The organism is Rhizobium sp. 3T7, from assembly GCF_020166565.1.
Classification (GTDB): domain Bacteria; phylum Pseudomonadota; class Alphaproteobacteria; order Rhizobiales; family Rhizobiaceae; genus Rhizobium.
Map to the genome: position 1 here is coordinate 74,041 of NZ_JAIQXS010000009.1, position 13,051 is coordinate 87,091.

Below are 13,051 nucleotides of genomic sequence, written 5' to 3' on the forward strand. Positions count from 1 at the left end.
CTGAACCGCCCGGGATGCGCGACATTAGGCCGCAGCGCGGAGGAAGTTTCCGAGCCCAGCGAAAAGCTCGACCGATTTCAATCTTGCCTCGATGTCATGGATCGGCATCGAAATGATGACCTCGTCGGCTTCCGTCTCGGCCAGGAACTGCGTGAGCTTTGCTTCGGCCGTCTTCTGCGAACCGACGACGGCGTAGCGAAGCGTATGCTCCACTGTCAGCTTTTCCATCGGCGACCAGAAGCTCTCCATATCCTCGACCGGGCGCGGGAACTGACCGCGCACGTTGCGACGCAGGTTGACGAACTGCTGCTGGGCGGAGGTGAAATGATACTGCGCCTCCCCATCCGTCGCGGCGACTGAACCCATAACGCCGACCATGACATAGGGCTTGTCGAGTACGGCAGACGGCTTGAATCGGCTGCGGTAGATGTCGATCGCATCGAGCAGCGAATCCGGGGCGAAGTGCGAGGCGAAGGCATAGGGCAGCCCGAGCATCGCGGCGAGCTGGGCGCTATAGAGGCTGGAGCCAAGCAGCCAGATCGGCACGTTGGAATTCATGCCTGGAACAGCGAGGGTCGCCTGATTCTCAATCGGCGCGCCAAGCAGCTGCTGCAACTCGACGACATCGTTCGGGAAGCTCTGTGCCCCGGCGTCGAGATTGCGCCGCAGCGCCTGTGCGGTACGCATGTCGGTGCCGGGCGCCCGGCCAAGACCGAGATCGACCCGGCCCGGGAACAGCGCCTCCAGTGTCCCGAATTGCTCGGCAATGACCAGCGGCGAATGGTTCGGCAGCATGATGCCGCCCGAGCCGATACGAATGCGCTTGGTCGCGGCGCCGACATGGCCGATCACGACAGCCGTCGCCGCGCTGGCAATCCCCGGCATGCCATGATGTTCCGCCAGCCAGAAGCGGCTGTATCCGAATTCTTCGGCCTTCTGCGCCATGCGCGCCGAACTCTCGAGCGATTGGCGGATCGTCCCGCCTTCTGGAACGGGAGAGAGATCAAGAATGGAAAAGGGAACCATGGCGAAGCCTGTCGGTCGTTGAAAGGACAGGTTTATGTAGGTGTGGACGCCGCCCATTCCAAACAACTCGGAAAAGAAAGAGGGCCGGTCTCCCGGCCCTTTCGTTCATCTGCCAATCGCCCTGTTCAGGCCCGACGTCTGAGGACGTGCACCTCGGCACTCTGATGCGCCTGCGTCAGCGTAAAATTCGCCAGCTGACGGTCCATTTCGACCGCTTCGGTGGCTAGCCGGTGAATCGCTGCCGTGGTTTCCTCGACCATGGCAGCGTTCTGCTGCGTCATCGCCTCCAGTTCGGATACCGCCGTGTTGATCTGGCGCAGCGTGTCGGCTTCCTCGCGGGTCGTTTCCATGATCTCGCTGATCTGGCCGTTGATCGCCTCGACATGGCTGCCGATCCCGGTCAGCGCGTCGCCGGCGCGCTCGACGAGGGATACGCCCATTTCCACCTCATGCGTGGACTTTTGCAGTAGGCTCGCGATCTCCTTTGCAGCGCTCGATGAACGCTGCGCCAGTTCACGCACTTCCATGGCGACGACAGCAAAGCCCTTGCCGGATTCGCCGGCGCGCGCTGCCTCGACGCCGGCATTGAGCGCCAAAAGGTTGGTCTGGAAGGCAATCGCATCGATAACGGCGATGATCGAATTGATCTGGCGCGACGAGGCCTGGATCGCCTCCATCGCGGCAACCGTCTCGCGCATGATCTGGCTGGAGCCGGTCGTCTCCCGCTTGGCGTCACGGGCGATCCGTTCGGCCTGTTCGGCACGCTCGATCTGAACGCGGACCGACTGCGTGATTGCATCGATGGCGTTTGCAGTCTCGGTGATCGAGGCGGCCTGACGCTCGGTGCGCCCGGCCAGCTCATCGGCACCGGTGCGCATTTCCTCGGAGCCCGCACGCACCGCCATGGAGTTGCCACCGATTGCCGTCATCGTTTCGCTGAGCACCGCCAGGGCTTCATTGAAATTGATGCGAAGGCTTTCGAGTTCGTTCGGGAAGCGCGCCTCGATCTGATAGGCAAGATCGCCACTGGCAAGATGGTGCAGACCCTCGTCGATCGCTTGAACGACCTCCTGCAGTGTCCGGGCCTCAGCCTCGCGCTCGGCCATATGTTGCTGGCGATCCCGTTCCGCGCGCGCCCGCGTTTCGTTGCTGGCAGCTTCGAGCTCGCGGCTTTCGACCAGCGACTGCTTGAACCGCGCCAAGGCCTTGGCCATCGTGCCGATTTCGTCGCCGCGGTTCTGGCTACCGATCTCGACTTCGAGGTTGCCATCGGCAACATCGCGGGTGGCGCCGGCAAGGCGAGCAAGCGGCGAGAAGAGCAACTTGGTGATTGCCCACGTCGCAACAGCCATGACGACGAGGACACCGAACGCGATCATCGTCAGCAGAGTGGCGATCTCCAAGGAGCCGGCGTTAAGCTCGCTGAGGCGCACGCTTTCCACGACGAGGAAGCGCGAACCCTTATAATCGATGCCGCGGACATAGGCTCGCGCCGAGCCATCGGCGCGATCGAAGTCGTCGACCGTCATGCCCGTTGCCGACAATGCGTCCTTCGCGAACGTGAAAGGCGCGGTATCGAGCGTCACGAGCTGACCGGTCGCGTTGACGCCAATCGCCGAGCCGTCATCCGAGATGATTGCCGCCTGCGCCGTACTGCCGGTCACGATGCCCTTGGCGAGAATGCTGGTAATGATGTCTTCGCGCACCTTGAAGAGCATCACGCCCTTCGCGGCACCGAGCTTGACGATCGGCACGGCATAAAAGATTGCCGACTTGCCGCTTGCGGCATCGACGCGAAGACCGGAGAAGCCCGTGGGGGCGGAATCATCCGTCGCCTTCGCGGTGTTCTCGATCGCCTTGGCGAAGGCGAGACCGGCGCCGGTCGACTTCCATGCATCGGTCTTCAGGTTTTCGGCGAAATCGTCGTTCTTCTTGTAGGAGTAGAGGACGTTCCCGTCGAGATCGGCAATCAGCAGGTCGCTGAAGGCGGTGTTTTCGAGGTCACGAGCCACTTCGCTCTGCGTCGTCTCATGGTTGGAATAGTAGAAGCCGCTTGGCGCCTCCGGCTTCATCAGCTTCTCGCGCTGGTCTGCCGGGTTCGGATTGCTGGTAATGAACACCTTCTTCAATTCGGCACGGGTATCGCCCGACGTCTTCTCGATGGTCTTCCAGCCGCTCTTCAGGCTCGTGATCGACATCTGAAGCGCTTCTATGCGCGCAATCGAGTTTGCCTGGTTTTCCAGTTGCTTCAGCTGATCCTGCAGCATGTCGCCGCGGAAGATCAGGACGCTCTCCTTTGCCTTGAGGGCCTGTTCGCCGGAAATACGGCTGCTGGCGAAGTAAGCGAGAACGTTGATGACCGCAATCGAGAGCGCGGTGAGCAGAATGAAGGTAGCGATAACCTTGAAGGACAGGGATTGAAATCTCTGAACCATGAACGATGAACCCTTCCGGAACGGCACATGCCGGCAGAACGCGGAACGTCCGACCGGTTGACCTGTAAACAGAACACGGGAGCCTTGCCTTCTGTGGAAGGGAGCTCCTCTGACATTTTATGGTTCAAAGTCGGCTATGGAGCTTAAATTGCCGTAAACAGCCGCCCTGAAAAACAAGGAATGTTTTTGTTTTGTTCACTTATCGATGGCAGTTATTTCGTGACTGCAATAGGGTGAAGCATGCAAAATACGATTCGCATCATCGGCGTCGATCCGGGCCTGCGCCGCACGGGCTGGGGAATTATCGACACGCTCGGCAACTCCTTGCGCTTTGTCGCATCCGGCACGGTGACCTCGGACGGAGACATGGATCTAGCCTCGCGCCTTTGCCAACTGCACGATGGATTGGCGGATGTCGTGCATAGCTACCAGCCGGATGAGGCTGCCGTCGAACAAACTTTCGTCAACAAGGATGCCGTTGCGACGCTGAAGCTCGGCCAGGCCCGTGGCATTGCAATGCTCGTCCCCGCTCGCTCCGGCCTGCCGGTTGCCGAATATGCCCCGAACGCCGTCAAGAAGGCGGTCATCGGCGTCGGCCACGGCGAGAAGAAACAGATCCACATGATGCTGAAGATCCTGATGCCGAAGGTCGAATTCAAAGGCGACGACGCAGCCGACGCGCTGGCGATCGCCATCTGCCATGCTCACAACCGCGGTAGCGGCCGCATGCGGCAGGCAGCGCTTGCCGGCTAATCTTCACTGTAAACCACCGAACGGACCAAATGCATGATCGGCAAGCTTAAAGGCACCATCGAAGAAATCGGCGACGACTATGTCCTCGTTGATGTCCACGGCGTCTGCTACGTCGCCTTCTGCTCGGCGCGCACCCTGTCGCGCCTCGGTTCGGTGGGCGAGGCCTGTGTGCTCTTCATTGAGACCTACGTTCGCGAAGACCAATTGAAACTCTTCGGTTTCATGACCGCCCTGGAGAGGGAATGGTTCAATCTTCTGCAAAGCGTTCAGGGGGTTGGTGCGAAGGTGGCTCTTGCCGTGCTGTCGACGCTGCCCCCGAGCGAACTTGCCAACGCCATCGCGCTGCAGGATCGTACGGCCGTCTCGCGCGCCCAGGGCGTTGGCCCCAAGGTTGCCGTGCGCATCGTCACCGAACTTAAGAATAAGGCGCCGGCCTTCGCAGGCGAAGCCTCCGGCACCATCGGCCTCAAGCAGGAGCTCGGCGAAGGCGTCGCCGCCGCCCCAGTCGCGGACGCGGTTTCCGCGCTGACAAACCTCGGTTATTCGCGTGATCAGGCGGCCAACGCCGTCGCCGCAGCGATGAAAACCGCCGGCGAAGGCGCTGACAGCGCGAAGCTCATCCGGCTCGGGTTGAAGGAATTGGCTCGCTGATCCCTCTGCCCAGGCGGGTGTCAAAGCCGCTGGCTTGGTGTATTGGTCACGAGCGTTTGAAGATTGGGAAATGTCAGCATGAGTGAAGCCGCGCGCCTGATATCCTCGGAAAAGCGAGGAGAGGACCTGGATGTGACGCTGCGGCCGCAATCGCTTGATGAGTTCACCGGCCAGGCGGAGGCGCGTGCGAACCTGAAGGTCTTCATAGAGGCGGCGAAGAATCGCGGCGAAGCACTCGACCATGTGCTTTTCGTCGGCCCGCCCGGCCTCGGCAAGACAACGCTTGCGCAGATCATGGCGAAGGAACTCGGCGTCAATTTCCGCTCCACCTCCGGCCCGGTTATCGCCAAGGCAGGCGATCTTGCGGCCCTTCTGACCAATCTCGAGGAGCGCGACGTGCTCTTCATCGACGAAATCCACCGCCTCAACCCGGCTGTCGAGGAAATCCTTTATCCCGCGATGGAGGATTTCCAGCTCGATCTCATCATCGGCGAAGGCCCTGCCGCGCGCTCGGTCAAGATCGACCTGTCGAAGTTCACCCTCGTCGCGGCAACGACACGTCTCGGCCTTTTGACCACGCCGCTGCGCGACCGTTTCGGCATTCCCGTCCGTCTGAGCTTCTACACCGTCGAGGAACTGGAGCTGATCGTTCGTCGCGGCGCGCGCCTTATGAACCTTCCCATGACCGATGAGGGTGCGCGGGAAATCGCCCGTCGCGCCCGCGGCACGCCGCGTATTGCCGGTCGCCTGTTACGCCGCGTGCGCGATTTCGCCGAAGTGGCGAAGGCCGAGGCCGTCACCCGCGAGATTGCCGACGAGGCGTTGACGCGGCTGCTCGTCGACAATATGGGCCTCGACCAGCTCGACAAGCGTTATCTCAACATGATCGCGGTCAATTTCGGCGGCGGCCCCGTTGGAATCGAGACCATCGCCGCGGGGCTCTCCGAACCGCGCGATGCTATCGAGGACATCATCGAGCCCTACATGATTCAGCAGGGCTTCATCCAGCGTACCCCACGCGGCCGCGTTCTGACGGCGACCGCCTGGAAGCATCTCGGCATGCAGCCCCCGAAGGATCTCGAGGCGGCGCAGTTTCGTTTGTTCCAGGAAGACGACTGACGCTTGCGGGTGGCCCCGTCAAGAAAGGGAGTTATCTGATGCCGACGTTCGACCCCTGCAGGACCGCCCGCAAGCTTGCCTTTAACAATGCGCTAGCGAACCATCGGCTGCATGAGGCTTGCGGCCGGTTGCTGCCGGGAGAGTTCGAGGCTGCGCGGGTAAGCTTCTTTCCGTCGATCAAGGCGACACTCAACCATATTCTGACGGTCGACTGGTTTTACATCGACGCGCTCGAAGGCGGCACGCTTGGGCCTGCCGCCTGGGACGTCGAGGAACCGTTCGACGATATCGCAAAGCTTGCAGCCGAGCAGGCCAAAGTCGATCGTCGGCTGGTCGCGCTCTGCGAAGCCGCCACCCCGGAAAAGCTGGCGTCGGTGACCGAGATCCATCGCACCGAACGCATCCAGCGCGAGCGGATGGAAGACGTTTTAAACCATCTGTTCCAGCATCAGACGCATCATCGCGGCCAGGTTCACGCGATGCTCGCGGGAACGAGCGTGCCGCCGCCACAGCTCGACGAATTCATCGTTGCAGACGATGGTCGCTTCCGGAGCGGCGATCTTGCCGCTCTCGGCTGGAGTGAAGACTATTTGATGCGCTAACCTCTGAAGGGACCGATGCGCTCTAGTCCTGCAGTCGCGCCTTCAGCCCGTCGATGATCGTCTTGCTCAGGAGCTCATAGTTCTCATCAAAGTGGTGGTCGCCGGCAAGGGCGATCACATCCACACCGCTTTCCTTCAGATCAGGGCAAGCCACCTCGTCGTCATCTTCCTTTCCGTAGATGCACTGGACGATCTTCGGATCGACCTTCTTCAGATCATCAACGGGGTCGCCACCGGCACCTTCGGTCTTCTGGCCGAGCCATCCCATGACGGAGATCTGGTAATCCACCTCGTGCGAGAGGGACAGCAGCGACATCTGCGCGATAGCCGCCCTGGCGGCAGGCTTCAGACGTGAATAGGCGGCAGGCACGACGTCGGCGCCGAAGGAGTAGCCGATGAGCAGAACGTGCTTCACGTTCCACTGCTTGCGATAAAGCTCGATAATCTTGCTGAGATCGTCCGCCGTTTGCTGGGGCTTCCGTTCCGACCAGAAATAATGAAGCGAGTCGACGCCGACGACAGGGACGCCCTGCTTCTGCAGCGCCGCACCGACCTCCTTATCGATGTCGCGCCAGCCGCCGTCACCGGAGTAAATGATCGCCATCGTATCGAAGGCCGGCTTGGCATCCAGAATGGTGAGCGGCAGGCCGAGCGGATTGTCGGCACTGCCGGAGGCGTCGATCAGGTCCGAGAGGGTGTCCCCAAGCGTGGTCTGCGCATCATCGCCGGAGTCGCGAATCTCGATGTCGGAATGCTGCTTCTTGAGCTCCTCGACATGCGCGCGACCGTCCTTGTTTGCTGATGGCGTGAGCGCAGCGATGATCGGGTCGGGCAGCGATGTGTCGCTCAGCCCATAGATCATGCGATCGCCGACCGTGTGCTTCTTCGCCGGCGTGCAGAGCTCCTTGGTAAGCGGGATGCCCGCAACCGGATCGATCACCAGGGTTTGGCCGATGGTCGCATCCGGGGTCTGCGCAGCGATTGCGAGTGCCAGCGCGCCGCCCTCGCCGACGCCGGCCACGATCGGCAGATGGTATGCGCTGTTACCAGCCGCGCGCTGGACCTGCTGGCTCAGCGATTCAATATCGGACACCATGTAGATGCAGCCATCATTCTGGCTGACGTCGTAGTTCCTGAGCGCTTCCATGTAGGAGGCGAAGTCGATGCCGATGACGACGGCCCCTTGTTCGACGAGCCGCTCGGCCTGCGCCTTTTCGTTGTCGCCCCAGCCGGCGCCATCCGATATCAGCACGACGGCCCCTTTCACGTCGCCATCGGGCAGGAAGATATGCGGGGAAAGGATAAGCCCGGTCTCAAAGCTCTGCGTCGTCTCGGTCGCCGCCATTGCAGCCGGAACGGACAGTGACAGGGCGCAGACGGCTGCAAGAAGGTGTCTTTTCATCATTTCCTCACTACCCCTCTCAATCCGCCGCCGATCAGGAATGTTGCGTCCATCAGAGCGAGCATCGGATTGCCTCCACCCGAAACCGCAAGATATCGCGGATGCCATTGCGGATGAAACTTTGATTTGAAAGCCCTGAGGCCCTTGAAGTTATAAAACCGCTCGCCGTGCTCGAAAACGGTGCTGCCGATGCGGTCCCATACCGGTGCCATCTCGCGCTTCGACATGCCCGAGAGCGGCGCCATGCCGAGATTGAAATGCGAAAATCCCTGGTCGCGCAGGTATTCCATGATCTGGACGAAGAGGAAATCCATCGCCCCCTTCGGCGCGTCCGGTGAGAACCGCATCAAGTCGATGGTCCCCTCGTCCTTCGCTGCCGTTATCAGGATATTGGCGAAAGCGACAATCCTGCCTTCACGCTTCAGGATGCCAACCGGCTGGGCAACGATATAGTCAGGATCGAACGCACCGAGCGAGAAGCCCTTCTCCTTGGCATTGTGATCCTCGAGCCAGGCATTCGAAACCGCGGCAAGCGCATCCATCGCAGCGGGAACGTTTTCCGGCGCGATCACTTCGAATTCAAGGCCGTCACGCTGCGCACGGCTCGCGGTTTGCCGCAGATTTGCCCACTTGCCGCCTTTCATCTCGAAAGTCTTCAGATCGGCGACGGCAAGCTCACCCAGTTTGAACGCGCGCAGGCCCGCATCGGCACAGTGGGAAAGAAGCGCCGGCGAGATCTGGTAAAAGACCGCGCGGCAGCCGGCGGCTCGCGCGGACTCCACGAAACGCCAGACCAGCTCTGGAATGGCGCTGCGTTCGCCGATCGGATCGAAGAGAGCGATCCACGATCGCCCCTGCCTGCCGTACATGATGAAGGCGTCGCCTTTCTCGGAAAACATGATGCTCTTGTCGCCCATGCGCACCAGATTGGCGTCGGCGAAGCGCTGCTTCTCGACGATGTCCACCGCCCGCTCCAAGGCATCCGTTGACGCGGGCTCCGGTTTGACCGCCACCGGACGAAGGAGGCTGAAGATCGCAATCGCCGAGGAAATGATGGAGATGCCGAGCACAGCACGCAGACCACGTGGCGCTTCATCGGCGAATTCGAACTGCCACCAGAGCTCGCTGCTGTACTCGACGTCGCGGTAGACGAAGAGCAGGATCACGATCGCACCGACGCAGATGACGGCGATGGCCGTCAGCCACGAGGCCGTCAGCGTCTGGTTGAGAAGGGACGCATGTCTGCGGAACAGTCGGCGGCTGACGAAGAGGCCGAAAATCAGGAATCCGAGGAAACATGCCTCGACCAGCGCAATCGCCTTCAGCAGAGATAGCGTCAGCGCCGCTGCGGCCGACAGGATCGATACCCACCAGGCGCCGTCGAGCTTCTGGCCGAGGCCTCGTGCGGCAACGACCAACGCCAGCCCTAGAACGCTCGACAGGAAATGCGCGCCTTCGACGATCGGCAGCGGCAGATAGTTCGCAAGAAACTCGAGGTTCTGGTCCGGCGTCGGCGTCACGCTCGAGAAGACCAGCATGACGCCGAGGAGCAGCGACAGCGTCGAGAGCAGCTGCGGCATCAACCGGATGCCAATCCGCCGGATGCCAGACGCAACCGGGTGATCCGCAAATCGGCGAAGCTCGGTCGCCGACACTGCAAGGACGGCGATCAACAGCGGGAGAACATGATAGATCAGGCGATAGAGCACCAGCGAGCCAAGCACTGCGTCGATGTTCACAGCACTGCCGAGCGAGGCGATGATAACGGTCTCGAACACGCCGAGACCGGCTGGCACATGGCTCAAGACACCAAGGCCGACAGCAATCGCATAGACGGCCAGGAACACCGGCCAGCTGATCGCCGCCTGCGGCAGCAGCACATAGAGGACAGTCGCCGAGGCGGCGATGTCGAAGGCGGTGACCAGGAACTGCCGCGACCAAGTACGCGAGTCCGGAAGTCGGATCTCGATCGGCCCAAGGTGGATCGCGCGCCCGTCGCGCCCCATGAACATGATGACGCCAAGGCCCGCGATGACGGCACCGGCCAACAGCCTGAGAGTAAGGCTACCGACATTGAACAGTGGCGCGATTTCATCAGCAATGATCAGGAGCGCGATTGCCGCGACCCCTGCAAGCCCGAGCCCGAACGACAGCGTCACGAATGCAATGACCCGGCCGATCTCCTCAGGCGTCAAGCCGAGGCGCGAATAGGCGCGATACCGGATTGCACCGCCGCTCAGTGCCCCGAAACCTGCCGTGTTGCCGACCGCATAGGCGCTGAAGCCGGTCAGCGCCACCTGTGGAAACGGCAGCTTGCGGCCAACATATTCGATGGCGTTCACGTCATAGAAGACAAGGGCGAGGAAGCTCAGGCCCGTGAAGACCAGCGCAAGCACGATCGAGCTGACCTTGGTGTCGGCCAGCGCCTGAACCACATCGTCGTAACGCACTTCGTTCGTCAGCTGCACAATCGCAAAGCCAACGAGACAGAAGAGCGCGAGTGTCGCCAATGCCGTCAGGAGCGCGCGATAGCGTCTGAACAATCCACGCACCGAAGATTCGTCGGCGTCTTCGATTTCTTCCAACTTGCCGTGTCCCGACATCTCGTACCGTCGCAATATTCCAGTTTGGTGGGAATCATGTTCGAAACCCGTAACATGGGCGGCACGCAAGCTCTATGACTGCGTAGCCTGCCCCGCTCTGACCCGCCGTTGTCGCCTGCTTCATCTCCAATTGGGGCAAATTTGGCGCAGGGCGCGCCCGCGCACATTGCAATTTCGTAACGTTGACACGGCCGGGGCGGCAATAAGAGGATTGCGCGAGGTCGGCTTGATCCGACAGCAAGGACGTCGGACGTTACACTGCAGGCTCATCCGAGCTTGGGCGTTGCGAAAGATGGCGGGCGGCGGCCGCGTGTGCCTCAGCGTCGTGCCCCTCGCTGGAAACCTGCACCGTCGGCACAGCAAATTCGATGCCGTTTTCCTTGAAGGCATTGCGGATCATGGCCAACGCATTGCGGCGGATGACGAACTGTTCGCCGGGCTTGGTCATCATTGCCAGCCGGATGACGATCGCAAACTCGCCGAACTGTTCAACGCCCTTCATCTTCAGTGTTTCGATGATGTGCGGGCTGTAATCGGGATTATCCAGCAACTGCTGCCCGATCTGCTTGATCACCTTCTTCGCCTTCACAAGGTCGGTGTCGTAGGTCACGTTGAGGGTGATCTTGTCGATGGTCCAGTCACGGTTGAGGTTCTTGACCGCGCCGAGTTCGCCGAAGGGCACCGTCGTCAGCGGCCCACGGTGATGCCGCAGCCGCACCGAACGCAGGCTGAAGGCCTCGACGACGCCCTTGTGGCTGCCGCTCTCGATGTATTCGCCGACGCGAAAGGCATCGTCCCAAAGATAGAACATGCCGCTGATGACGTCCTTCACGATGGTCTGCGCCCCGAAACCGACGGCAACGCCGACCACGCCGGCGCCCGCAATCAGCGGGCCGATCTGGACCCCCAAGCCCGAGAGCACCATGAGAACAGCAATAACCGCGATAACGACGGCGAGAATATTGCGGAAAATCGGTAACAAGGTTTGCAGGCGGGCGCGGCTGGCCCTCTCCTCGTCCGTCATCGCGCCTTCGATACGAGAGTCATCGAGCTTGCCGTTGATGTAGGCACGCGCCAGGTGCCACAACAAATCGGCAGCCAGCAGGATGACGATGCCGCCGATCGCACCACGGGCAAGGCGGTCGATCATGGTCTCTCCCGCCGCCATCCGGTCCGCCACGAGCCCGATCATGCGACCGAACCAGAAGGCTGCAGCTGTGATGATGAGCGCGCGTACACCGCGGTCGAGCAGCACGGTAGCGATCCGGCGCCCGGCGAGAAAGCCTGCCTCCGCCTGATGCAAGGAACGAACCGCCAGCGTTGCGACGGAAAGTGCGCGCGGCAAAAGCACGGCATAAATCCCAAGCCACAGCAGTAGGTTGAACCCCGAAACCCAGAGAATCCAGAGCAGAGCGAAATAGAGCGTCAGTCCCCAGGACACGCTGATGCTACGATGCTGTCCCTCCTCAACTGGGCGGGACCAGACTGCCTCGACCGCGATGGCAAACAGCCCGATACCGAGGATGTAGGCGACGAAGTAGCGCGCGCCTTCGGAAAAGCCAAGCGGCACCATCAATTGGATCGCCGCCCAGCCGAACGCGAAGTAAATCACGAAGAGCGCGCAATGCCGGAACCAGAAAAGGGCCTGGGCTCGCGAAATCTGGCGCTCGCCATCCGCGCGCGGCAAGGTGGCAAGGGCGACTAGGAGCCGTCCGAACGCGACGGTAAAGCGGGCGACCACGAGCGCGATCGCAATCGCGATGGCCATGGATCGGGTGATCGGCGGCCAGTTGAAAGCAAGCAAAGGTACCAACGTCGCCATGGAAAAGACGATTGCCGGGACAATGCGATAAAGCAGGTTTGTTGTCGCGTGATGGGCAACGGTGACGACTTCGTCGTCGGTCCGTCGGATTCGCGGTTTCGGCACGATCAGACGGAACAGCAGCTCGACAACCGCTCCGGTCAGAAAGAGGGCAATGACCTTCGTCGTTATCAGCACCCAACCGGTCGGCGCAACCTCACGCTCGACGATATCAGAAGCGGACTCGACTTCACCGGGAAGCTCCATTGCGGCATCGGAGACCATTTCGACATGGCGGCGGGCGTGATCGACGAGTTCCGAGAGCGCCGACATTTCGCCAGCTTCTGTCTGGGTGGGAGTCGGCGCCGCCTTCATTTGGGTCGCCATCCACTCTTTCACCTGCGGCGTTTGCATCAGCTCGAGCATCTGCCGAACTTCCGCCGGTGCTTGAGCAGCGGTGGTTGCGGGGGGAGCCGAAGGAGGAGTGGCAGTTTGGGCAACGGCAGCCCCCGCGACGGCAAGCACGAACACCGCCAATATCAGCCGCTGCAACATCCCACGTGCGCCAATTGCGAAACCCATCTTCCTTGCCCCCGATACGATCTTTCAACAATATATCGTGCTGTATGAAAGAAAAGCCCGCGCAGATGACGCTGCGC

At 61.3% G+C, this 13,051-nt stretch carries 9 protein-coding genes; 4 read left to right on the forward strand and 5 right to left on the reverse strand.

What is annotated here, in order from left to right; translation table 11 throughout:
* Positions 1-24: 24 nt before the first annotated feature.
* Positions 25-1,026: an LLM class flavin-dependent oxidoreductase gene (locus K9B32_RS15005; RefSeq protein WP_224563621.1), complete on the reverse strand. Its 1,002-nt coding sequence runs from the start codon at positions 1,024-1,026 to the stop codon at positions 25-27.
* A gap of 125 nt (positions 1,027-1,151) precedes the next feature.
* Positions 1,152-3,461 (reverse strand): methyl-accepting chemotaxis protein, encoded by a 2,310-nt coding sequence (locus K9B32_RS15010; RefSeq protein ID WP_224563397.1) that lies wholly within the window; start codon positions 3,459-3,461, stop codon positions 1,152-1,154.
* 240 nt (positions 3,462-3,701) lie between these two features.
* On the opposite strand from K9B32_RS15010, the gene ruvC reads away from it, so the two are divergent.
* From ruvC to K9B32_RS15030, 4 genes are all read left to right on the forward strand, one after another.
* The gene (gene ruvC / locus K9B32_RS15015) at positions 3,702-4,214 is read left to right on the forward strand and encodes a crossover junction endodeoxyribonuclease RuvC (protein ID WP_224563400.1); all 513 of its coding nucleotides are present in this window, start codon (positions 3,702-3,704) and stop codon (positions 4,212-4,214) included.
* A 33-nt stretch (positions 4,215-4,247) separates the two neighbouring features.
* The gene (gene ruvA, locus K9B32_RS15020) at positions 4,248-4,865 is read left to right on the forward strand and encodes a Holliday junction branch migration protein RuvA (protein WP_007802582.1); all 618 of its coding nucleotides are present in this window, start codon (positions 4,248-4,250) and stop codon (positions 4,863-4,865) included.
* Positions 4,866-4,943: 78 nt separating this feature from the next.
* Positions 4,944-5,984, forward strand: coding sequence for a Holliday junction branch migration DNA helicase RuvB (ruvB, locus tag K9B32_RS15025; protein ID WP_007802580.1), 1,041 nt, complete (start codon positions 4,944-4,946; stop codon positions 5,982-5,984).
* A gap of 38 nt (positions 5,985-6,022) precedes the next feature.
* Complete coding sequence (locus K9B32_RS15030; protein ID WP_224563403.1) at positions 6,023-6,586, forward strand: DinB family protein; 564 nt, start codon at positions 6,023-6,025, stop codon at positions 6,584-6,586.
* A gap of 22 nt (positions 6,587-6,608) precedes the next feature.
* Here K9B32_RS15030 and K9B32_RS15035 read toward each other — a convergent pair whose 3' ends face one another.
* From K9B32_RS15035 to K9B32_RS15045, 3 genes are all read right to left on the reverse strand, one after another.
* Entirely contained in the window at positions 6,609-7,991 is a 1,383-nt protein-coding gene (locus K9B32_RS15035) for an AcvB/VirJ family lysyl-phosphatidylglycerol hydrolase (RefSeq protein ID WP_224563406.1), read from the reverse strand.
* The gene (mprF, locus tag K9B32_RS15040; protein WP_224563407.1) at positions 7,988-10,591 is read right to left on the reverse strand and encodes a bifunctional lysylphosphatidylglycerol flippase/synthetase MprF; all 2,604 of its coding nucleotides are present in this window, start codon (positions 10,589-10,591) and stop codon (positions 7,988-7,990) included. The genes K9B32_RS15035 and mprF overlap by 4 nt, the downstream gene beginning before the upstream one ends.
* Before the next feature lie 253 nt (positions 10,592-10,844).
* The gene (locus K9B32_RS15045; RefSeq protein WP_411969710.1) at positions 10,845-12,974 is read right to left on the reverse strand and encodes a mechanosensitive ion channel family protein; all 2,130 of its coding nucleotides are present in this window, start codon (positions 12,972-12,974) and stop codon (positions 10,845-10,847) included.
* Between the last annotated feature and the right edge of the window lie 77 nt (positions 12,975-13,051).

Coding starts and splice junctions, on each gene's coding strand:
- K9B32_RS15010 (WP_224563397.1), bottom strand. CDS start 3,461: ATGGTTCAGAGATTTCAATCCCTGTCCTTCAAGGTTATCGCTACCTTC.
- K9B32_RS15030 (WP_224563403.1), top strand. CDS start 6,023: ATGCCGACGTTCGACCCCTGCAGGACCGCCCGCAAGCTTGCCTTTAAC.
- ruvA (WP_007802582.1), top strand. CDS start 4,248: ATGATCGGCAAGCTTAAAGGCACCATCGAAGAAATCGGCGACGACTAT.
- K9B32_RS15035 (WP_224563406.1), bottom strand. CDS start 7,991: ATGATGAAAAGACACCTTCTTGCAGCCGTCTGCGCCCTGTCACTGTCC.
- ruvC (WP_224563400.1), top strand. CDS start 3,702: ATGCAAAATACGATTCGCATCATCGGCGTCGATCCGGGCCTGCGCCGC.
- K9B32_RS15005 (WP_224563621.1), bottom strand. CDS start 1,026: ATGGTTCCCTTTTCCATTCTTGATCTCTCTCCCGTTCCAGAAGGCGGG.
- mprF (WP_224563407.1), bottom strand. CDS start 10,591: ATGTCGGGACACGGCAAGTTGGAAGAAATCGAAGACGCCGACGAATCT.
- K9B32_RS15045 (WP_411969710.1), bottom strand. CDS start 12,974: ATGGGTTTCGCAATTGGCGCACGTGGGATGTTGCAGCGGCTGATATTG.
- ruvB (WP_007802580.1), top strand. CDS start 4,944: ATGAGTGAAGCCGCGCGCCTGATATCCTCGGAAAAGCGAGGAGAGGAC.